Genomic DNA, 22,077 nt, shown 5'->3' with positions numbered 1-22,077 from the left:
TATTCCCTAATGAAAATGATTTCAACGAAACCGCTATTATTCTTAAAACCGATCAACAATCGGCTTTATTCGGCGCTATGGCTGCTGAGCACCACACTGCTCCTCGCGTTGCCGTCACACGCCAAGTCGCCCTTGACTGAAAGCGAGTTGCTCGAACAGGTGATGCAACAAGTCAGCGTGCAAGACTGGGTTAACGGACGTCTCGATGAAGCCCAAAGCGATATCATGGCGGCCTCCCATTGGGAAAATCCCACCTTTTCCTATGCGATGGATTTACCCGGGAAGCGAGACCAAAATGCCTTTGAAAATTCCTATATGCTGTCGCAACAAATCGATCTCAGCGGACGACGGGGCTTACGCCAATCCGCCGCGCAACAGAACTTACAAGCGGTGGAAGCCGGCATCGAATCCCGACTAGCTGCATTCCAGGCGCAGACGCGTCAACGTTTCTTCGAAGTTTTACATCTTCAGCATCGAGTCGATGTCGTCAATGCCTGGTCGCGGCATCTGAATGAGTTGCAAGCCATCCTGCAAAAACGGGAGCGGGCTGGTGACGTATCCGGTTATGACCTCAAACGAATGCAACGGGAATGTGCTACCGCGATGACACGACAACAGACCGAAACGGCTGCGTTGCAACAAAGTTGGGAAAAACTGTTCGCATTATGGCCGGACGGTGCGAAGGTTTTGTCCGCGACGCACACAGTCTCAGGCGAACTGCTGCCCGAAGCGCCCTTGCCCTTGGAAAACTATCTGAATCAACTCCAGCAAACCGCCGCATTGCGACGTCTCGCCAAGCAACAATCGGCCTTGAATATGAATGCGCAAGCGGCGCAGCGATGGCAAATTCCCCAATTCAAAGTCGGCGTCGGCGCCAAAACTTTCGACGCGACGACTTACTCCGACACTGGCGTATTAGTGAACATAGAGGTGCCGCTGCCGTTATGGAGCCAGAATAATGCCGAACGCTTGAGGTTACAGGCGCAAACGCAGCAAGCAGACAGCGAATATCAATGGGCGTATCAGCAAACCCAAGGTGAAATCAAAGGACTCTGGCTGTCGTTAAATGGGCTGCTGCAAGCCGCCGCGAATATAGAACATCGAGGTCAGGCGCTTTCGGATGGGCTGACGACCATCGCCGTGTCGTCGTATCGAGGCGGCGAAATCGGCATCTTGGAGTTATTGGACGCTTACCGTGAACGCCAAGCATTTAAATTGGAACGGCTTGACTTGGCTTATAAGGCACGCCTGGCCCGAATCGAACTCGACCGTTTAACCGCTGGAATGACTCCATGAAACATCTATCCCTAACTATTATTTTAATGAGCGCCATAACGCTCGTTGGGTGTAATTCGAACTCCCTTCAAGAACACGGGCACTCGCATGAACCCCAATCGTTTGTGTTCACCGATTACACCGACGCGACGGAATTGTTCGTCGAATTTTCCGCGTTGATCGTGGGACAAACCTCGTCTTTTGCCGCGCATTTTTCCGACATGAACACCTTTCGTCCAGTGGAACAGGGCACCGTAACCGTCATTCTGAGCGGCGCTGGACAGCCGGAAGAGCGCTTTTCGGTCACACAGGCGGCAGTACCCGGTATTTTTATCCCCAAAGCCCAGCCCCGCTATGCAGGAAAAAGGCAATTAATCATCGAATTACAATCCGAGCACTTGAAGGCCAGGCATGACTTGGGCGAAATTACCGTATTTGCCGATTTTGACAGTGCCTTGGTCGATGTCGCAGAGGACAGTGATGGCAGCGAAATTTCCTTTCTGAAAGAGCAGCAATGGAAAGTCGATTTCGCCACCGAAGTCGTCAAGCGGCAGCCGTTACAACCGTCGGTGCGGGCCTTGGCGTCGATCAAGGCAGCGGCAGGCCATGAAGCCTTGGTGTCCGCTCCGCTGAGCGGCCATGTGTTAACCAAACCCGAAGACCTGCCGAAGGTCGGCAGCCGGGTTGAAAAAGGCCAAGTTCTGGCGACGCTAGCCGCCCGACTAAGCGGTTCAACGGATTTGCTGGAACTGGAAATGAGTGTCCAAACAGCGCGCGCTCGTTACCAATTGGCCGACAGTGAGCGGCAACGGCTACAGAAATTATTCAACGAACAATCGGTTGCAAAACGCCGATTACTGGAAGCGGAAAGCAACGCCAAAGTCGCCCAGGCCGAACTACAGGCGGCGCAAAAACGCTTGCGGCAGACCCGCCAACAAGCGGCCGGCGATGCGTCGGGCGTCAAGCTTTACGCCCCGATCAGTGGAATCTTGACGGCGGTCAATATCGCATCCGGCAGCTATGTCGAAGAAGGCGATGCCTTGTTCCAATTGATCGACCCGCAGACATTATGGCTGGAAACGCGCGTGGCCGAAGCGGATTCCGGGCGCTTAGGGCCGCCCGAGCGGGTCGGTTTCAAGGTGGCCGGCATGGAAAAGTCGTTTGCTATCCAGCTGGGTGAAAACGGCCAGCTAGTCGCATACGGGCAACTAGTCGATCCTGTCACGCGCACCTTGCCGCTGGTATTCGAATTCGACAACGCCGACCTGAAGCTGGCAGCGGGATTATTGGCCGAGGCTCGCCTCTATCATGGCGATAGCCGATTGGCGCTGGCCGTGCCGGAAACCGCTTTGATCGATGATAACGGGCAAGATGTCGTGTTCGTGCATGCCAGCGGCGAGTCTTTTCAACGGCGGGTGCTGCGCCTGGGTATACGCGATCAGGGCTATGCCGAAGTGCTGAGCGGTTTGAACGACGGCGAACGTGTGGTGACGACAGGGGCGTATCTGGTGCATTTGGCATCCAGCTCGACCCAGCCCGCCGCTCACGGTCACGCGCATTAGTTGAGAAACGACATGATTGCACAGTTAATTGACTGGTCACTAAAAAATCGTCTGTTCGTGTTGGTGGGCGCAACCTTATTATTGTTTTGGGGCGCTTACGAAACCCAGCGCATGCCGATCGACGTGTTGCCGGATTTGACCGCGCCCACCGTCACGGTAATCAGCGAAGCTCATGGCATGGCCCCCACCGAAGTCGAGCGACTGATTACCTTTCCGATCGAAACCGCCTTGAACGGCGCCGCCGGTGTCCGTAGGGTGCGTTCGAACACCGGCATCGGCCTCGCCGTGGTCATCGTCGAGTTCGATTGGGGCACCGATATCTATCAAGCGCGGCAGATCGTGGCCGAGAAACTGCAACTCGCACGCAGTCATCTGCCGCCCGATATCGTCGCACCGGTGATGGCGCCGATCGCTTCGGTAATGGGCGAGATTTTGTTCATCGCGCTGGAATCAGAACAACATGATAGCTTGAGTCTTAAAACCACGGCGGATTGGGTGGTGAGACGCCGGTTACTGGCGATCTCCGGCGTCGCCGAAGTGATTCCGATCGGTGGCGACACCAAACAATATCAAGTGGAAGTGAAACCGGAACGCTTGGCCGCCTTTGGTTTGACCTTGAACGAGGTGATCGCCGCCGTGCGCGAAACTAACAGCAATGCCTCGGCGGGGTTTTATACCGCGTCCGGACAGGAATATCTGATTCAAGGCATCGGCAGGGTTCAACGCCTGGACGATATCGGCGAAGCGGTGGTTGCACAGCGTCAGGGTCTGCCTGTGCTGGTGCGCGATGTCGCCGAGATCAAAATCGGGCCGGCGCTTAAACGCGGCACCGGTTCCCATAACGGCCGTCCCGCCGTGATTCTGGGCGTGCAAAAACAACCCGGCGTCAACACGCTGGCCTTAACCGAGCGATTGGACGCCGTGCTGGCCGACATTCAAAAAACCCTGCCGGAAGGTATGATCTTGGATGCCAATATTTTCAGGCAGGCCGATTTCATTGCCGTGTCGGTGCACAATCTGTTGGACGCGCTACGCGACGGCGCCATTCTGGTCGTGATCATCCTCTACGTGTTTTTGATGAGTGGACGGGCGACGCTGATCACCTTGATCGCCATTCCCATCTCGATGATCACGGCTCTGTTAGCGATAAAAGCGATGGGGGCCACCGTCAATACGATGACGTTGGGCGGTTTAGCTATCGCCCTGGGGGCGCTGGTCGACGATGCGATCATCGTGGTCGAAAATACCGTGCGGCGCATGCGCGAAAATGTCCGTTTGCCGGAAACCGAACGCATGACAACAAGCCGGCTGGTCTTCAACGCCAGCCACGAAATACTGGGTTCGATCGTCTTTGCCACGGTGATCATCATGCTGGTATTCGTGCCGCTGTTCTTCTTGAGCGGCGTGGAAGGCCTGCTATTACAACCCTTGGGCATGGCTTATATCGTCGCCATCGCTACCTCGCTGCTGGTCGCCGTGACCGTTACGCCGGTATTGAGCTATTTCTTGTTACCGACCTCCGGCGCCGTGTGCGAGGACAAGGAAGGCCGCCTGATCATTTGGTTGAAGCAACGCTACACCCCACTGCTGGAAGGATCGTTAAAACGCTGGCGTGGCATCAGCCTGTTATCCGCTACGATGCTGCTGATCGCGTTGGTCGGCTTGCTGTTGTCGGGGCGGGCGTTTTTGCCGGAGTTCAATGAAGGCAGTCTGACGATCAGCGCCGTCACGCTGCCCGGCACGTCGTTGCAGCAATCCGATCAACTGGCGCAGCGGGTCGAAGAAATCATTTTGGAGCAGCCCGAAGTCGTCGCCACCGCCAGGCGAACGGGGCGCGCCGAACTCGACCCGCATGCGCAACAGGTGTTCGCCTCGGAAATCGATGTCAGCTTGAAGATGCAGCAACGCAGCAAAGCCGAATTTCTATCCGAATTGAGAAAGGCGTTGACCGCCGTACCGGGTACCGCGAGCGTGATCGGACAGCCCATTTCTCACCGCATCGATCATATGCTGTCCGGCACGCGGGCGAATATCGCCATCAAGCTGTTCGGACAGGATCTGGCCGAGCTGCGGCGCTTGGCCGAACAGGTCAAAAAACTCACCGAACAAATCTCTGGCGCCGTGGATGTGGCGATTGACAATCCCGCCGACGTGCCTTTTCTGGACGTCAAATTCAATCGGCAGGCGCTGGCCCGCTATGGACTGAGCATCGGCACAGTGGCCGAGGCCATCGAAACGGCCTTTGCAGGGCGGGCTGTATCACGGGTCATCGAAGACGTCGGCAGCTTCGATTTGGTCGTCCGCTATGGCCCGGAGGCCTTGGAAGATTTGCAAACGATACGCTCGACCCTGATCATGACCCCATCCGGCGCGCAACTCCCCTTACACGCCTTGGCCGACATCCGTAAAACGCGTGGGCCCAACACCATCAGTCGGGAGAACGCGCAGCGCAAGATTGTCGTCATGGCGAATGTCGCCGAACGCGATCTGGCCGGCGTGGTGCACGATATTCAAACCGGAATCGAGGAACAAATCCGTTTTCCCAAGGGCTACTATGTGGAATATGGAGGCCAATTCGAGAGCGCCGAACAAGCATCCAAGACCTTGTTCATCGTCGGCTTCATCGTGATCGTCGGCATATTCTTATTGTTGTTCGTCGCGTTCCATTCGGCGGGCGACGCCTTGCTGGTGATGTTGAATCTGCCATTGGCGTTGATTGGCGGCGTGATCGGCGTGTATTGCGCCGACGGCATTCTGTCCGTCGCCTCCATTATCGGCTTCATTACCTTATTCGGCATCGCCACCCGTAACGGCGTCATGATGATCAGTCATATACACCATCTGGTACTGGACGCAGGTATAAACGATTTATCCCAAGCCGTTAAACAAGGCGCACTGGAACGCTTGTCGCCGATTCTGATGACCGCCTTGGGCACCGGTCTGGCGCTGATCCCGTTGTCCCTAAGCGGGGGCGAACCCGGCAGTGAGATTCAAGCGCCGATGGCGCTCGTGATTTTGTTCGGCTTACTAACCTCCACCGCTTTGAACATGCTGGTCATACCGGCTTTGTATTATCGCTTCGGTTCCATGCGCAAAATCACGAATCAACAAGACGAACCGTGATTTGTGACTCGCCCGTTTGTCGCGACGACTATGAATCGGAGCAATAAAGGGGCAGAAATTTTGTTACACGTTCATTCTGTTTCGATAGGGTTTAAAACCGTTATCATTTTATTTTTTTGGAGAGACCTATGCGCTCATTGATCTTACTTTTTACCTTGTTGTTGTCACCGCCAATGTATTCCACTGCATTTGCCGATCCCGACAAAGATGAATCCGGAAAAGGTTGGCAATATTCCAAAGAACGATCCAAGGAGTCATGGAAGCGTGAACAAGAGCGTCAGCGCGAAGCAACTAAAGACCGTCGAGAAGTTGAACGCGAGCAACGCAAATATTTCGAAGAAATGGAGCGGGAAGACAGAAAGCACTACGAGGAGATGGAACGAGAAGATAGAAAACATTTTGAAGAAATGCAGCGCGAAATTCGACAACACGAAAAAGAAATGTCACGCTAACATGTGGCTTGTGACAGTCTAACAAAAATTGATGATCACCCGAAGCTCACGTAGATAATTGAACGATTTGCCATTCATGTACGCGATAAGCAAGGTGATCATCACCAGCCTGATCATCGTCGCCCTATCGGAACTGTCGAAACGCAGCGCTTTTTTCGGCGCATTGTTAGCCTCTTTGCCATTGGTTTCGATTCTGGCGATGACGTGGCTTTACATCGACACGAGAGACGTCGAAAAAGTCGCTGCGTTAGCCAGCAATGTGTTCTGGCTGGTCATTCCGTCATTGCTGTTTTTCATCAGCTTGCCCCTGTTACTTAAAAAAGGGATGAATTTTTATCTGAGCATGGGACTATCGATGCTGGCGACAGCGGCCTGTTATTTTCTGATGATCAAATGTTTAGCCTGCTTCAATATAAAGCTGTAAGTGATGAGGGGGTATAAATATATAGTCAAATCTAGCATAGAGGGAAGTGATGATCGGGAATAAGTTCATCACCGATAACAAATCGAAGTCAATCCGAATGTCAGCTATTTGGCTGCAACTACCAGTTCTCCGATACTCTCGTAAGCAGCCATTTATGAAAATTGAGATTCGATCATGAATGGCATAAAAACGGATCATTTGCCGAGTGAATACGTATCGCTAGCCTTACATAAAATCTGGATGAAAATGTCGTAAAACATCTGTTTTACGACACCCAATGGTTTTTGCTTTACACCTTATCAAAAAACCGGCATATTGTGTACGAAAAACACTGTCGAATTATAAGTGTGTTCTGAAACTTGATAAAAAGGGTTTTTCGTACATGTTAGTGGGTTATATGCGGGTATCCAGCGACAATGATCGCCAATCAACCGATTTGCAGCGGGATGCGTTAATCAGCGCGGGTGTCGATCCTCGCCACTTGTTCGAAGATAAAGCCAGTGGTGCCCGTGATGACAGGGTAGGATTAAAACAGGCACTGGATTACGTTCGTGCGGGTGACTGCCTAGTGGTGTGGAAATTAGATCGGCTAGGTCGGTCGTTGCCACACTTGTTGAAAATAGTGACGGATTTACAGAAGAAAAAAATAGCGTTTCGTTCGCTGACTGAACAAATGGATACCGCCACGCCTCATGGGGAGTTTCTGTTCAGTGTTTTCGGTGCTTTAGCTCAATATGAGCGAGCACTGGCGAAAGAACGCATTCTTGCTGGTTTGGCCTCGGCAAAAAAGAGGGGAAGGCATGGTGGCCGCCCAAAAATCATTAGTGATGAAAAACTAAAAGCAATCACTGATGCCTTAAATTCTGGGGCTAGCAAGGCATCTGTCTGCCGAACATTCGGTATCAAACGAACAACACTCTATGATGCGCTTAAAAGGGCATCCTTCTCAGGATAACCTTTGCCAGTATTTGTGGGTAATAGCGTGTTTTACTGAAATCAATATTGCAATCCCACCCAATCTGTCATTGGATAACATCAAATGTATTGAATGAATCATGATGACCCATGAAATTAACGATAGGTAAATTAGCTAAACAAGCGAATGTCACCATTGAAACCATTCGTTATTATCAACGCAAGGGATTGCTGGATGAGCCGGTAAAGCCGGTTACGGGTTATCGTCACTATCCAACCGAGGCGATTGCCAGAATACGATTTATTAAACGCGCACAACAATCCGGTTTTACGTTAAAAGAAATCTCGGATTTATTATCACTGAATAGCGGTCATTGCGAAGATGTACGCAAAATGGCTGAACAGAAACGACGGCAAATTGATGACCAACTTAAAGACTTAACGGCTCTACGTCAGGTGCTGGATAATTTGGTTAAAGGCTGTCAAACCGATCCATCCACCGAACATTGTTCGCTCATCAATGCACTTTCAACAGAACCCGCCGCAAACTCTGATCCATCAAAAAAATAATGTGAAACTTCTTGACTCTGTTCCATAGAACAGGGTTTAGACTCCGAATCAAATGCTATCAATGTCTGTTCGACGCCAGGCAAATGCACTGCTGACCTGTTAACAACAACGATTTTTTTTGATTGTGGAGAACGATGATGACAACCGAACAAGAAACACCCGCCAAAAGCACATCCTGGCTTGGCCTAGGCGCTATTCTGGCCGCTATTGGCGCTTCCGTCTGCTGTGTCGGCCCTTTACTACTTTTATCCTTGGGGATTGGCGGCGCATGGATGAGTACCTTAACGTCCATGGAAACAGTCCGGCCTGTTTTTATCCTTCTAACCTTGGTCTTCATTGGTTTGGGTTATCGCAAACTCTATTTAATTCCGGAAAACTGTGAGGAAGGTGAAGCCTGTGCCTCACCCGATGTCAAACAGAAACAACGGTTGATCTTCTGGATCGGTTCCGGATTGATTTTATTATTATTGGCATTCCCCTGGTATGCCCCGTTTTTTATGGTTTAAGGAGAACAATGATGAAAATGAAAACGTTATTCTTCGTGTTGAGTTTAATTTCGGGGCTTTTTTTAATGCCAACGATTCAAGCTGAAGTGCCGACTCAGACTCAAAACGATCGTCAGTCGGTGACGCTCGATGTGCAGAACATGACCTGCGCGATGTGTCCCATCACGATCAGAAAGGCGCTGCAAAGAGTTGAGGGTGTACAGAGCGCCAAAGTGGATTTTGACAGTAAAACAGCCAATGTGACTTTCGACCCGCAAAAAACCAATATAGAGGCCCTGATCAATGCAACAACCAACGTGGGTTATCCTGCAACGGTTCATCCGGACAAATAAAATAGGAATTCGCTATGCGGACCAAAAAACTGAAAATTGACGGTATGACCTGCCAAAGCTGTGCCGGAGGCATTGAGAAAAAACTCAATGAACAGGAAGGGGTAAAGATTGAAGTGTCTTATCCTGAAGGCATTGGACTCCTCACAGTAACCGGTGAAGGTAGTTTTAAAGCGCTGATCAAGCAGATTGAAGAGAAAGGTTACAGCGTTACAGATTTGGATCAAGAAAAGACGGTTGAAGATGACAAAATGCCGGGCGCAGCCAACAACGGTCAGCCGCTGCATGTCGCCATTATCGGCACCGGATCGGGCGCCTTCGCTTGTGCGATCAAAGCGGTGGAAAACGGGGCCAGAGTCACTCTGATCGAGCGCAAACCCATCATCGGCGGCACCTGTGTCAATATCGGCTGCGTACCGTCCAAGATCATGATTCGGGCGGCCCATATCGCTCATTTGCAACAGGAGCATGCGTTTGACGGCATCAAAAAACGCAAACCGGTGATTGACCGTAAACAACTACTGGCTCAACAGCAAGCCCGGGTGAATGAACTCAGAGCGGCAAAATATGAAAACATATTGGAAACCCATCCGAACATCACGTTGGTCAAAGGCGATGCCCGCTTTAAAAACGCCAATACCCTGATTGTCGATCAGGAACACGGTGACAAAACCGAAATCACCGCCGACCGGTTTCTCATTGCCACGGGCGCTTCGGCCAGTATCCCGCCGATTCCAGGCTTAGCCGGAACACCGTACTGGACCTCGACGGAAGCCTTGGAAGCAGAAAAACTGCCGGAACATTTGATCGTCATCGGCTCCTCTATCGTCGCGCTGGAGCTGGCGCAGGCTTATTTGAGACTGGGTTCCAAAGTCACCTTGCTGGCCCGCAGCTCAATTTTGTTCAGGGAAGATCCCGATATCGGTTCAGAACTGCATAAAATTCTCGAATCAGAAGGCATGACTATACTGGCGCATACCCAGGCAGAAGCGATTAGCTACAAAAAAGGCCGGTTTTCAACGGGACAATTCCGCATTAAAACCACGAAAGGACAACCCCTGGAAGGCGATCAACTCTTGATCGCCACAGGACGCCCACCGAATACCCAAGGTCTGGCATTGGATCAGGTGGGTGTTGAGGTCAGTAAAAGCGGTGCTATCGTCATTGATGACCACATGCGTACCAATGTCGAACATATTTATGCCGCGGGCGATTGCACCAATCAACCCCAGTTTGTTTACGTCGCCGCTGCCGCCGGCACCCGAGCCGCCATCAATATGACCGGCGGCGATGCGGCCATCGATCTATCGGCGATGCCAGCCGTGATGTTTACCGAGCCGCAAATGGCGACGGTGGGATTAACCGAAGCGGAAGCGCATCACGACAATATCGAAACCGACAGCCGTCTGCTGACGTTGGAGAACGTTCCAAGGTCACTGGCCAATTTTGAAACCCGCGGTTTTATCAAACTGGTCATGGAAGAAGGCAGCCGCCGATTAATCGGCGCACAGATACTGGCGCCGGAAGCCGGTGAAATGATCCAGACCGCGGCCCTGGCAATTCATCAGAGGATGACCATTGAAGAGCTGGCCGGACAATTATTTCCTTATTTGACAATGGTGGAAGGCATTAAACTTTGCGCACAAACGTTTAGCAAAGATGTCAAAGAACTTTCCTGCTGTGCGGGGTAATGATGAATCATTGCCTAAAGGATGACCAGTTGCTCAGACTATCTGCACTGGCTGAAAAAACTGGGGTAAGCGTTCACAGTATAAGGAACTATGTGGATCTGGGAATGGTTGCGATCAATAGCAGATCAGAAGGAGGACTGCTGCTGTTTGATGAGCCTGCGATTGAACGCTTACGTTTTATCAAAACGGCTCGCGATGCAGGGATTCCCTTAGCGAAAATAGTCTGTTTATTGGCAGCCAGTGATACCAGAGATGATGAGGGCTTAACAAAAAGCCTGACTGAGCTGAATCACACTATTCAGGATACCCGCAGCAAACTGAATACTTTTGAGCGGAGTTTATCCACCATTCGAGACGCTCGTTAACCTGATAGAAGGGGCTTATCATGAAAGATCAAACAAAAAAAACCGCCGGACTGGTTGGCGCAGCTATCACCGCTGCCTGTTGCCTGGGGTTGACGGTCGTTATCAGCGCTCTCACTGCCATTGGCCTGGGTTTTTTAATCCATGACGCGATTCTTATTCCCTTGTTTATGGTTTTTATCGGCATCAATTTGTGGATGCTGCATCGTTCTGTCAAAAATCAGGCGATCAGTCAAACAGAGACACTATCACCTTTTAAATTAGCCAGCATCGGGGCGGCCATTAGTGTGCTTGGATTGTTTGTATCCGTTGCTGGCGTCGGCTTTGGAACTGTCCTGGTTTATATAGGATTGGCGCTATTTTTTGCCGGTAACGTGTGGGATTACAAAAGTGAGCCTGAGCACTGCTCTAAATGCTGATATTTTAGGATACTCATTCTGAGTCATCGTAAAATAAGGTACTTATGAAAACACCTATTTGTGCTGCTTGTGGCTGCTCATTAATCCGTTTAGGTATCACTCAGGAAAAGGCAAACTCCTTTCATTATAACGAAAAGCAATATTGGTTCTGCTGTGAAGGATGCCTGGAACTGTTTAAAACCAATCCAGAACAATTTCTGAAAGAGACATCAGATTTAACTGTCTGTCCTGTTTGCTTGGCCGAAAAACCTATTAACAATACGATAAAGCATAGATTTAACGGGACAATATTCAATTTTTGCCGTTGTCCTCATTGTCTGGATGTATTTAAAGAGGACCAGGATTATTTTATAAGGCGATTAGCTTGGCAAACAGATTATGCTGGAATTTTTGGCGGGCAAGATGGATGCTGCAAAAAAAATAATTCAAATCGCATCCAAGAATAGCGCGAAAATAACTTGATGAGTGGATATCCCTTTTTTTACGTTCAAAAACCATACTAACGTATATTTACGGATGATTATGCACAGTACCCTCACATAAAAGGAAACTTCACATAATGGCCGGATCAAGCCAAAGAGGACACAAGGTAGCTCGCCGGAAAGCTGCCATTCGTTGAGGTTAGCGACGAAAAATTACGCCGGCATTGCCAACGGCCGGTTTTGGCCGATTGCGACAATTCACCACTCTCAAAAGACGACATTCACTACTGGTGGATTCGTATCGGAATCGATGGCCTGGGTGGTATCGGAACCAGTTGCTGGAATATGCAAAATAGGTTTATTCAGTGTGACAAAATTTTCTGAGGTTCCGGCCTACAACTCCAAATTGGAGAAGATTTTTCATGGTTGGATTCGATTTTAATCGTCGTTGTTGTCGTTACGGCCGACTATGATAGGCGAAAGCCATTTATAACGAAACTGGCGTTCTCCTGTCTTTTGACCCCGCCAAAAGCCGTGCCAATGCGCCCGGCGCAAATGCGGTTTGACAACGCGGCCGAACGGTTCCGTTTCGTTCACATGCCGCAACTGGGTGCCGGTCTTTTCTCCGATCGACCAGATTTTCGGCTTGTCGGGCGGGAATAACCGCCAACCGCCTTTGACCTTTTTCGGCCGCGGATAATGCGGTTTCTCCTCGGGTACCTTCGGGTCGACAATTTCCGGCTCTTCGCTGCACAGGTACAGAACCAGGCTCACTAACGGATTGATCGATTTGGCGATATTCTCAACCGAAACGCCAATTTCAGAGGATTCAGGCATCACAATGTTTGCTTGTTCGCCCTGCCGTTTCGCTTCGCTAAACCACCGGTCAACCGCTTCGGTAATCGTCCATGGCCCGATATGCAGAATATGCGGTTGTAGTTCGGATTCGGTATCGAGCAGAAAACGCAGCTCGTTTCGGTGCGTGTTCGTGTCCTGTTCCAGATGCACCCAGAAACCGTAGAGGCGTGTTTCAAACCACCGATAATCTTCCGGCATTTCAATATAGACGCACCATTCAGGCAGGCGCAGCAAGACATCGCTTGGGATCTCGCCTTTAACCGTCGTGTCGGCCAATGCGGCAAACGTGTCTGGATCGAATCGGTAAACGCCTTGGCTGTATCGCCAGGAACCCAGCGCGGCAAGGTTCGCCACGTCGGCAACGAGGTTCAACGGCAAGCGGCCGGTTTGATGTTGCGCGCTGATAATTGAGTACCAAGCGGCCATCGGCATAAAGCACCAGTTCGGCCAATCGGGTAAATCCTTGTCCCGGTATTGCCGGAAAATCTCGACCTGCTTCCAGGCATCGGGATAATGTTTAGCAATGGCGTTCAAGTTCTCAAGGGGGCGTAGCATAAAAGGCTTCAAAGGCTGTCAAACAAGCTATCTAAGCATAAAACAAACTAATTTGTCGCGTCCTTGCGGCGATTGATCAATCGATAAAAGTTCGTCGTTCGTTTATTTTGATTTATTTTCCGTTCCTTACGGCCCCCCCTTTTTTTGTTGAGTAAATTACTCGGTCTTTCTTCGGCATTTAACTCCGGCAGCTTTGGGCCGATTTTGATCGGCGTTAACAACTGGATAGAATTAAAGTGAGAAAAACTGAATTTATAAAATCAGACAATCCGAGATAAAAATGCCGGATAAGTGCAAAAAACCCGATTATAAAATCAAGAAACAACAACTAACCAATACAGGCCGTCCGCTTAGGTCGCTGTTCCTGTGCATGTTTTTGTTCCTTCGTTTGCTCCTGCTTTTCGCGTTGTACATTGTCCTGAAGGGCCTGGCTAAGTGCCGCCCTAACCTGGCGTTCCAATCCGTTTCGCCCTAATTGGCTCCGTGTGGCAAGATCATTAAAATCTGTATGTGCCTTCATTTTATCAAGGGCATCAATTTGTTCAGAACTGAGCAAAGCATTTTGCAGTTTAATCACTTCCTGATCCGAAAGTTTTACCGTTTCCGGCTCCTTCTGAGCGGCTTCGAGACGGCGCATTGCACGATCATGCTCTCTATACTGTTGGGGAGTAAACGATTCAAGATTAGATGGATAAACATTTTCACCCGGCGCAAAGATTGGAAATATCGCTGTGCCATTAACAGCCTTGGCCGCCTCTTCGGCTTTACTGCGACCTGGATTAATACCATCCGTGAGAAGCCGGTTCCTATCGTCGTCGCCGGCGATGATAACGGGTTTATCCGGAAACTTTTCGCGCAACGCCTTGGCCACAACCGGAAGATTCCCGGAATCAAATGCGGCTACAGTGGCGAAACCCAATGCCTCGGCATTAGTGGCGGCCGTCGCGTAACCCTCAGAAATGACCAAGGCCGGTGCTTGATCAAGGGATTCAATCCCACCAATCACATGGAAGCAACCTTCTTTACGGCTATCTTTGGCGAACCGCTTGGTTCCATCTTCTTGAATATACTGCATCGTCCATTGCTTGCCGTCGACGTCAGTGGCCGGAATGTACGTTTTCTGGCCCCCGGCGTCGGTGAGTGTGCCTGCATGTGGCTGAATGCCTTTATCTCGCAGATAGGGGGTTGGCTCGAATACCAGCACTAAATTAGCCGTTTGACGGCTTACTCGTTGCGCAGTAGCTTCATGGACTCGTTCCTGTTCAGCCGCCCTGGCTGCCAATTTCTCGGCAGCCTCGGCCTGCAATTTTGCTTTTTCCTGTGGATCGAGCAAATATCCCTTTGATTTCCATTTCATATCAATGCCGGTGCGGTTGTTCTTAATGTAGCCGGCAGGATGACCATCCAAGTGACCGACATAGAATCCGGATTTCTCTCCGGTCTTATCGCCCCCCACTTCGATTCGGTGTTTTTTGCCGTCCATAATTGGGTGTCCGTCGGCCACAATAAAGTCGATCGATCGCATGGCGTCTGCGAATTCCTCCATGGGGGATATTGCCGGACTTTGTTGATTAGGGACATTATCAGGCTTCCAGCGCTCCAACTCATCCCTCTGTGCATTAGGGCCAACGTACCACGACTTAGCAACTTTATCCCATAACGCACCGGCGGATTTGGCGGCGTTACGTTCACCATACGGCACTGCTAAATACTCGCGTTTATCATTTTTGACCGGGCTTACGGGTTCGTAATCAATGGGTCGATCAACCGAATCGTCGCTTTTATGTGTTATCCAGTTAGCAAACGGTTCGGGATCAACGCCAGGGGGAATAAACCAAGATCGCTCTTGACGGTCCCACCGAGCACCAAGCTTTTTCGCGTTATCCTTTTCCTTATAGGGAACATTGATATAGGTCCTGAAATTAGACGTTGAATCAGTATCTCCCTGCGTAATGTTTTCGGTATTACTGCGTTCGGTTTTAGCCGCCAAAATATCTTCCGGACATGCTTCACCGAAGTGCTTAATCCATCGATCTCTTAAGGCCGGTTTGTTGCTCATCAATGCGGTTGTTACTGTTAGATTGAACGTTTTTGCATTGTGATCGTGCTCATAAAGCATAACCGCACTCTCTTCCAGATAATCGCGCTCACTTTCATCTAAAGAAAGGGCGTCTTTGAATGCTGTAGTAGGATCGTTGTAACGTTTGGCTTCATCGAGTCCACGCCATCCATCACCGTTCCAAAACGTAAATTGATCGCTGGCTAGAATAAATTCTTTGCTATTCGTTTCCGGGGGTTCCATTGACACAATCTCATCCAACAATTCCCGTTTGCTTAATGATTCGGAGCGGGCCAATGCCGACAACTTTGGTGTCAATGGCGAAAGTTTTAACAATCGTGCAAGCTCGTCTTGGTATTCTGTCATCGCTTTATCCTCGTTGGCTTGGGATACATTGCCTCCATCTATTGATTTCCGTGCGTCATTAATTGCGTTGTGCCATGCTTCAGATGCGGCAAGAAACACTTCTTTGGAGGCTTGAACAATGGGATCCTCATGGCTTAATTGGTAACGGGCCTCATTTGCGCTGGATTCACCGTACACACGGACTAACTCCTGATGATAGTTTTCCTCCGCAGCTTGCATGCGCTGGTATTCCTTCGTGGTAAGATCGGCGAGTGTTGCAGTGTGTGTCTGCTCTTTCTCCTGCTCCTGGATGTGCTGTTGTTCAAGACCAAGAATATAGCCTTGTATCTTTTCGGCATCAGCGGCCGCTCGGAATATCTCTAATGGATCTTCCTTAAGCGCCTTGATCCACGATCCAACATAAGCCGCATGTTGACCTGGATCATGTCCAATCCCAAGTTCATCACCCAAAATCATGCTGGAAATTTCCGCCCGAAGTTCTTCCTTGGCGTACCCCTCGCTGCCGAAAGGATGTGCCAGGTCTCGATCTAGGCGTGATGAGTGACCAGTCCAGTGGCCCAACTCGTGTAATGCCGTCGAGTAATAGCGATCTGCGCTTGAAAACAACCCCTTATCCGGCAAGTGAATGCTATCGGTCAATGATCGGTAAAATGCTCTTTCACCGCCGTTATGCTGAATATTGGCACCGGATGCGTTCAATATAGTCTCCGCCCGCTCGATCGGATCCCATGTTTGTTCTTTTTTCTCAAGCTCCGGCAATCCATCGATTTGTTCACCGTTGAATACGGTCGCGAAAAACACACGAGGACGTTCCAGCTTAACAGTCACTTTAACGGGCTTTCCTTCGGCGTCTAAAACGGGTTTTCCATACTCATCTTTCTTGGTCTGTTCTTCGGTGAACTTCCAATATTGAATACCCGTGCCCTTCTCGCCTTTCCGGACTTGCGCTCCTTCAGCTGCCGCTTGGTTATACGTCATCCAACGCTGATCGACGCGATCCTGAGCCATCAGGTGCAGCGCATTGATCCCCTTGTAGCGATTCCCGGTAGTCGGGTTATACGGCAAGAAAGATCCTGACGCTCCGGCCTCCCAAGGTCGTTGCCACGGCGCTGTCCCTGCTTCGAGTTGCTTGATTAAATTCTCGGCGACTGTCTCGTGATACGGTTTCTTCTGATTCTTCTGACTCATTGAAATAACCTCACTTTGGCTTTGTAGGTCTGCGGTATTACTGACATCATCAGCTTTGACGACCAACTCACTATTCACAGGGGGAATGGCCGATTCGTTTTTTACTTTGGGAATGCCATGTTCTTGCTCAACTTCATCGTTTTCCTTGTTCCGGCTTTTCTCGACCAAATCAACAACAGGCTTTGATGCGGTGATCCGTTCAAACACTCCAACTCCGTTGCTACCCGTTGGAATAAATACCCGATCCACCCAACTGATACGCTCGACAAATGCGCCCTGATCTTTCAGAAGACGTTGTTCGGCATCGGTTAGATAGCCTCGCCCTTTGATCTCGATCCGATCCTCGCGATTGACCTTGGCGGTTGTAATTTCCCAGCCGTTTGAAAGAATGGCCTTGTTGCCGTTCTTTATTGAATTAAACAAATCGTTGGTCGGCATATTGGACAAACCGGAATCCAACCCCAAATTCTTGAGCGTTTGCTTGGCGGCCTTTGGCCCCAACATTCGGCCCAGCAGCTGCTCGCCGTCATCGGTTTGCAACCGCTTGATGGTTTCCGATCCCTCGACACGATCCCAAATAGGCAGGATCACGCCGACTATCATCCGCTCAGTTTTGGTTTCAGTTTTCGGCGCATTGGCCAGTTGTTCATTCCAAAGTTTTTTGGCCTCCGCTTCATCTATAGCCCGAGTCAATGTCACCTTCTGGTAACTACCCGAAAGAACCCTGTAATCCCATCCACGACTAATCGCATCGGCATTATCGATGTATCGATGATCGTTTTTTCTGATCGTATGCACGACGCCGCGGTGTACCGTCTTGCCTTCTGAATTGAGTCTTTCGCCTATATCCGAAAGAAAAAAGACATCTCCTTTGTTTTTTCCGAATTCAGCGACAAACCATCCACTTATGTCGTTATCCCTCGGATTTTCACGCACTAACTTTTTGGCATCTTCCCATGAGTTATATTTAACCTCGTTGGTAACAGCCAACTCGACATAGCGGGTCTGTGCTCCGGTATTTTTATCTTCATAAGCAACATCATCACGCGTCTTGACAATGCTCAGAGCGGTCAAGGTCTGCAATCCGACATCATATAAACCCCGCTGTTTGGCATATTCCACGGCCTCTATCAACCTATCCTCAAACTCGCCAAAAACAGCGTTCTGCATGTCCGTTTTCAGCGACAACAACCGATTCAAAAACTGCGGTATTGCCGGGATCTTGCTTTCACTCAACGATAAATTCTCATCGAGCAGATTTAACCCCATCTGCTTGGTGACCTCATGAAATGACAGGCTGGTTTGACCGCGATAAAGATCACTAAAGAAATTCTTCAGCGCAGTCGAGGCATATTCGCTCTCAAGATTATCGGATGCCGTAAACATGCCTTGACCGGTCGCTTCACGTTGGCCGCGAGTTAATGCGCCTAACTGATCCAGTCTGCGGGCAATGGATGACACGAAACGCTTTTGCGCCTTCAGGTTGGTCGTGGGCAACACATAATGCGGTTCTTGCGCCTGGTTAGTCCTATGGGTTCGGCCGAAGCCTTGTACCGCAGAATCGGCTCGCCAACCCGGCTGCAAAATATAGTGAACCCGTTTACGCTGATTTTCGGCGGTATTGTCGGCATGAAATGAGTACCCGGTGCCACCCGCTCCGGAAAACACCAAAATATCTTTTTTGTTGTTTTGGAAGGCTTCAGCATCGGCCCTGGACGCATTCTTACCTCGCTTTTCTTCAACAACCCTTAGATTGCCTTCATCATCACGAACCTGGACAAACCTACGGCTACGGCCGGTGACTTCGGCTACGGTGTCAGAACCAAAGGCGTTGATGATGGAATCGAGCGGATTCTCAGGCACCCGGATTTGATGCAGCGTTTCCAATAAAGCATCACGCAAGGCAATCGCTTCGCGATCAAAGACCTGATTACCTTCTGCATCACGGACAGGGATATAAACAGTATTACCGTTACTGTCTTTAGACTCTTCATAGGCCGCAACCGGAAAACCGTTGCGAACGTAGTCCATCAACATCTGTCTTGGCGTAAAATCCAAGTCTTCAAGGGCTGCGTCATTGGACGCCGCATCGGCAATGATCCGTTCTTGGGACGCTTCGTTTGTGTTGACCAACTGAATGACGGCAACATGGCCGGCATCCAGCTGTTCGCGAATATCGTCAATCACACGAGGCGTTTGCATCGCGGTGATGATTTGATTGAAAAAACGCTGATGAGCGCCCCAGAATTGCGACATTGCCGCACTCTTCCCTGCGCCGCTCTTACCGGCTTGGGTGATTTCCAATGCCTGATCCACATTGTCTAAAACCACTTGCCAAGCGCCGGCGAGTTCGTTGTAGATGTCTTCCTGCAAATCTGAAAGCGTATGCTCCAGCCGTTCATAGCTCACGCCGTCATACGACAGCGAACGGGCGAGATACATGCCCATCGCCTTCATATCACGGCTAATCAGTTCCATTGAGGCAATACCGCCTTTAGACACATTATCGATAAACGCAGTCGTGTCGGCGAATGGCGTGCCTTCACCCCACAGACCCAGCCGATCCGCGTAGCTCAAGTTGCTAATTTCCGTAGCGCCGGTAGCCGACACATAGGTGACACGCGCATTGGGCAGTTCTTTTTGCAGATTGATACCGGCAATCGCTTGTTGCGAAGGCTTTTTAACGCCGCGTTTGCCCTTGACGGCAATAGCGTTACCCATGCTATGCGCTTCATCAAATGCAATCACGCCATCAAAATCTTTGCCCAGCCAGTCAATGATCTGTTGAGCTCGGGTCTTGCCGCCCTTCTGCCCTAAGTCATTGGCTAGTTTTTTCTCGCCCCCGCGAAGTGTTGAATAAGTGGTAAACAGAATGCCGTCTTTTTGAGTGATTTCATTACCGGCCTTGGTTTTGCCCTGAAAGAAAATCTTGCTGGGATCGCCGCCTACGCCTGCGAAATCCCGTCTCGCATCCTCAATCAATCCCTCGTTGAACGAAACCCAGACGGCCTTGCTTCGACCCTGCATCAGGTTATCGAGAATAATGCCGGATATTTCCCGGCCTTTGCCGACGCCGGTGCCGTCGCCAATGAAAAAGCCCTTCCGTGATCCATTCGGCAACAATTCGGAATGTGCTTGTCCTGCGTAAACAATAGACTCAAGTTGCGCAATAGACAGTAGGCCATCTTGTATTACATTCACGGGCAAAACCGGAGCATAAGTCGGCGTTAGCGGCTCAACGGCCGACATTGCCGCTGACTGCACCAGCTTTCCGGGGTGTGGTTTTGCGCCTGGAATAGTGAGGCGTTGCGGGCTGTAAGATGCGAATACCGAATCGGTGAACTCGCTAACTTCTCCGCTCTTGACCTCTATTGCAACGGCACCGACAGGGTTGCTTTCGCTGATGCCACTATTTCCTCCAATATCTGCGCCGCCGCTTCGGCCAGTGTCTCCGACAGTTCCATTTGAAATTCCACTCCCAGTTCCGATTCCGTCATTAGCGTCATCGCCAATTCCGGATTCGCCTCCAACTTGGCTATCAGTAACAGAGGCTCCTGAATCTCCCCCGTGTCCAATAGGTTCCGTTCGAGAGCTTCCCGTATCAGAACCAGTGCCGCGAGCTCCGTCGCTGGGTTGTAAACTATCCGGGACTGTTGGAGTATCTTCATCGATTGCTGGTTGATTGAAGCCTCGTTGTATGTGCTGACGTTCATTTCTAATACCTTCTAATAATATGGGTAAATCGGCGACCGAATCGACTCTACCCGTTAAGACGGGCTGAGTCGTCATCCCGGTTTTATCGATAACCAAGAGTTGGTTATCGAACGTCGTACCGTACTTCGCATACTCCTTGCCGGCTATGCCGACATTCGCACGCACGTTGTACTTTTTCTCTATCTCCTTCCACCACTTACCGAATGCCGGTCGATCAGCGGCCATTCCATTGCCGACGACAGCAACCAGCCGGCCGCCGTCTTGTAAGCGTTTTAATGCCTGTTCGATGTGCCTTGCGCCGTTCGATGTGTCGCGCTGCCCTCGAACTCGGCCAGCGGTCGAAGAAAACGGCGGATTCATGACAATGACGGAAGGCTTTATGTCGGGTGGTAATACGTTGTCCAACTGCTCCGCGTTTTCCTTGAACAGTCTCGCCTTTGGAAACAGTGAGGAAAGTAACGCCTGCCGGCGTGACGATAACTCATTTAAAACAATTTCGGCCCCTGCAATCTTTGACCAGATCGCTAAATCGCCAGTACCTGCGGAGGGTTCGCCCATCACATCATAGGGCTTGACGTTCGCCACCCAATTGGCAACAAAAGATAAAGCGGGCGGTGTACTGAATTGCTGAAACTCTTCCATTTCCTCATCCCGCCGCGTCTGCGTGGGCAGTTTCTGGATTCGGCTGGTGAGTTCTTTAGTTTTGCTGGTTGCCCATGCGGCATTCTGTTCAGTCCAATCGGCTTTCTCGGTGTTGCCTAGATGGATGTTGAATGCAGTTTCCATCGCATCATAGGCGTCTTTCGTTGAATAAACCCCTTCGGCCATCGTTCCGCCGAAAGCATTATTGGCCTCATCAGTTAAGAATTTTGTCGTGATTTCACCGTCCTTATCGAGCTTATCAGCGAGTCGTAACGCGAGAACATAGCGAGACTGATCTATCGATATCGGTGATGGGTCCGCCTCTTCTTTTGAATGAACAATCGGCGATATCGGCGCATCGGCCACAACCAGCCAGTCGCTAAATAAATCCCATTGATCCGGATTCGATTTCTTCGCCATATTTAACTACCCGAGATTAAGTCCGCGCTACTGTCTAACGCGTCTGATTCACCGATAGCGTCCTCTTCAAATGCACCGGCTTTCTCGGCCTCATCCGGATCAAACTCCACCTCAAAGCCTGGCGCCGTTTCTGCATCGCTCAGTTTTTCAATCAGTGCGTCAGTCGGCTTGATCGCTATCTCGATTTCGGTGTTTGAACTGCTATTAGTTTCATTATTCATGATG

The 22,077-nt window shown here is 50.3% G+C and carries 15 protein-coding genes and 1 pseudogene; 13 read left to right on the top strand and 3 right to left on the bottom strand.

Features of this window, described 5'->3' with window-relative positions; genetic code table 11:
• The first annotated feature begins 9 nt into the window (after positions 1-9).
• From ACRJJO_RS04825 to ACRJJO_RS04765, 13 genes and pseudogenes are all read left to right on the top strand, one after another.
• Entirely contained in the window at positions 10-1,296 is a 1,287-nt protein-coding gene (locus tag ACRJJO_RS04825; RefSeq protein WP_431064769.1) for a TolC family protein, read from the top strand.
• Positions 1,293-2,837 (top strand): efflux RND transporter periplasmic adaptor subunit, encoded by a 1,545-nt coding sequence (locus ACRJJO_RS04820; RefSeq protein WP_431064768.1) that lies wholly within the window; start codon positions 1,293-1,295, stop codon positions 2,835-2,837. The genes ACRJJO_RS04825 and ACRJJO_RS04820 overlap by 4 nt, the downstream gene beginning before the upstream one ends.
• Before the next feature lie 12 nt (positions 2,838-2,849).
• On the top strand, positions 2,850-5,960 hold the full coding sequence (locus tag ACRJJO_RS04815; protein WP_431064767.1) for an efflux RND transporter permease subunit: 3,111 nt from the start codon (positions 2,850-2,852) through the stop codon (positions 5,958-5,960).
• A gap of 128 nt (positions 5,961-6,088) precedes the next feature.
• On the top strand, positions 6,089-6,412 hold the full coding sequence (locus ACRJJO_RS04810; RefSeq protein ID WP_431064766.1) for a hypothetical protein: 324 nt from the start codon (positions 6,089-6,091) through the stop codon (positions 6,410-6,412).
• 76 nt (positions 6,413-6,488) lie between these two features.
• Entirely contained in the window at positions 6,489-6,836 is a 348-nt protein-coding gene (locus tag ACRJJO_RS04805; protein WP_431064765.1) for a DUF3147 family protein, read from the top strand.
• Positions 6,837-7,218: 382 nt separating this feature from the next.
• Positions 7,219-7,791, top strand: coding sequence for a recombinase family protein (locus ACRJJO_RS04800; protein WP_431064764.1), 573 nt, complete (start codon positions 7,219-7,221; stop codon positions 7,789-7,791).
• A gap of 110 nt (positions 7,792-7,901) precedes the next feature.
• Positions 7,902-8,321, top strand: coding sequence for a MerR family transcriptional regulator (locus tag ACRJJO_RS04795; protein ID WP_431064763.1), 420 nt, complete (start codon positions 7,902-7,904; stop codon positions 8,319-8,321).
• Between the two features lie 137 nt (positions 8,322-8,458).
• Positions 8,459-8,824: pseudogene (locus tag ACRJJO_RS04790) on the top strand (mercuric transporter MerT family protein); the annotation flags it as partial.
• A gap of 11 nt (positions 8,825-8,835) precedes the next feature.
• Entirely contained in the window at positions 8,836-9,159 is a 324-nt protein-coding gene (merP, locus tag ACRJJO_RS04785) for a mercury resistance system periplasmic binding protein MerP (RefSeq protein WP_431064762.1), read from the top strand.
• 14 nt (positions 9,160-9,173) lie between these two features.
• On the top strand, positions 9,174-10,847 hold the full coding sequence (merA, locus tag ACRJJO_RS04780; RefSeq protein WP_431064761.1) for a mercury(II) reductase: 1,674 nt from the start codon (positions 9,174-9,176) through the stop codon (positions 10,845-10,847).
• Positions 10,847-11,212 (top strand): MerR family transcriptional regulator, encoded by a 366-nt coding sequence (locus ACRJJO_RS04775; RefSeq protein WP_431064760.1) that lies wholly within the window; start codon positions 10,847-10,849, stop codon positions 11,210-11,212. Before merA ends, ACRJJO_RS04775 begins: the two co-directional genes overlap by 1 nt.
• Before the next feature lie 20 nt (positions 11,213-11,232).
• Positions 11,233-11,628, top strand: coding sequence for a MerC domain-containing protein (locus ACRJJO_RS04770; protein WP_431064759.1), 396 nt, complete (start codon positions 11,233-11,235; stop codon positions 11,626-11,628).
• Between the two features lie 44 nt (positions 11,629-11,672).
• On the top strand, positions 11,673-12,074 hold the full coding sequence (locus ACRJJO_RS04765; RefSeq protein ID WP_431064758.1) for a YHS domain-containing protein: 402 nt from the start codon (positions 11,673-11,675) through the stop codon (positions 12,072-12,074).
• Positions 12,075-12,488: 414 nt separating this feature from the next.
• Here ACRJJO_RS04765 and ACRJJO_RS04760 read toward each other — a convergent pair whose 3' ends face one another.
• The 3 genes from ACRJJO_RS04760 to ACRJJO_RS04750 form a co-directional block, all read right to left on the bottom strand.
• Positions 12,489-13,463, bottom strand: coding sequence for an AcrVA2 family anti-CRISPR protein (locus ACRJJO_RS04760; protein ID WP_431064757.1), 975 nt, complete (start codon positions 13,461-13,463; stop codon positions 12,489-12,491).
• A 328-nt stretch (positions 13,464-13,791) separates the two neighbouring features.
• A complete protein-coding gene (locus tag ACRJJO_RS04755) occupies positions 13,792-21,852 on the bottom strand; it encodes a strawberry notch-like NTP hydrolase domain-containing protein (RefSeq protein ID WP_431064756.1) in 8,061 nt (2,686 codons plus the stop codon).
• A 2-nt stretch (positions 21,853-21,854) separates the two neighbouring features.
• Positions 21,855-22,073, bottom strand: coding sequence for a conjugal transfer protein TraD (locus tag ACRJJO_RS04750; protein WP_431064755.1), 219 nt, complete (start codon positions 22,071-22,073; stop codon positions 21,855-21,857).
• Between the last annotated feature and the right edge of the window lie 4 nt (positions 22,074-22,077).

Source organism: Methylotuvimicrobium sp. (genome assembly GCF_050611805.1).
In the GTDB taxonomy this organism is placed as follows: Bacteria; Pseudomonadota; Gammaproteobacteria; order Methylococcales; family Methylomonadaceae; genus Methylotuvimicrobium.
The sequence above is the reverse complement of the archived record's forward strand: the minus strand, read 5'-3'. Positions and strand labels throughout refer to the sequence as shown.

Coding starts and splice junctions, on each gene's coding strand:
- ACRJJO_RS04825 (WP_431064769.1), top strand. CDS start 10: ATGAAAATGATTTCAACGAAACCGCTATTATTCTTAAAACCGATCAAC.
- ACRJJO_RS04820 (WP_431064768.1), top strand. CDS start 1,293: ATGAAACATCTATCCCTAACTATTATTTTAATGAGCGCCATAACGCTC.
- ACRJJO_RS04815 (WP_431064767.1), top strand. CDS start 2,850: ATGATTGCACAGTTAATTGACTGGTCACTAAAAAATCGTCTGTTCGTG.
- ACRJJO_RS04810 (WP_431064766.1), top strand. CDS start 6,089: ATGCGCTCATTGATCTTACTTTTTACCTTGTTGTTGTCACCGCCAATG.
- ACRJJO_RS04805 (WP_431064765.1), top strand. CDS start 6,489: ATGTACGCGATAAGCAAGGTGATCATCACCAGCCTGATCATCGTCGCC.
- ACRJJO_RS04800 (WP_431064764.1), top strand. CDS start 7,219: ATGTTAGTGGGTTATATGCGGGTATCCAGCGACAATGATCGCCAATCA.
- ACRJJO_RS04795 (WP_431064763.1), top strand. CDS start 7,902: ATGAAATTAACGATAGGTAAATTAGCTAAACAAGCGAATGTCACCATT.
- merP (WP_431064762.1), top strand. CDS start 8,836: ATGATGAAAATGAAAACGTTATTCTTCGTGTTGAGTTTAATTTCGGGG.
- merA (WP_431064761.1), top strand. CDS start 9,174: ATGCGGACCAAAAAACTGAAAATTGACGGTATGACCTGCCAAAGCTGT.
- ACRJJO_RS04775 (WP_431064760.1), top strand. CDS start 10,847: ATGATGAATCATTGCCTAAAGGATGACCAGTTGCTCAGACTATCTGCA.
- ACRJJO_RS04770 (WP_431064759.1), top strand. CDS start 11,233: ATGAAAGATCAAACAAAAAAAACCGCCGGACTGGTTGGCGCAGCTATC.
- ACRJJO_RS04765 (WP_431064758.1), top strand. CDS start 11,673: ATGAAAACACCTATTTGTGCTGCTTGTGGCTGCTCATTAATCCGTTTA.
- ACRJJO_RS04760 (WP_431064757.1), bottom strand. CDS start 13,463: ATGCTACGCCCCCTTGAGAACTTGAACGCCATTGCTAAACATTATCCC.
- ACRJJO_RS04755 (WP_431064756.1), bottom strand. CDS start 21,852: ATGGCGAAGAAATCGAATCCGGATCAATGGGATTTATTTAGCGACTGG.
- ACRJJO_RS04750 (WP_431064755.1), bottom strand. CDS start 22,073: ATGAATAATGAAACTAATAGCAGTTCAAACACCGAAATCGAGATAGCG.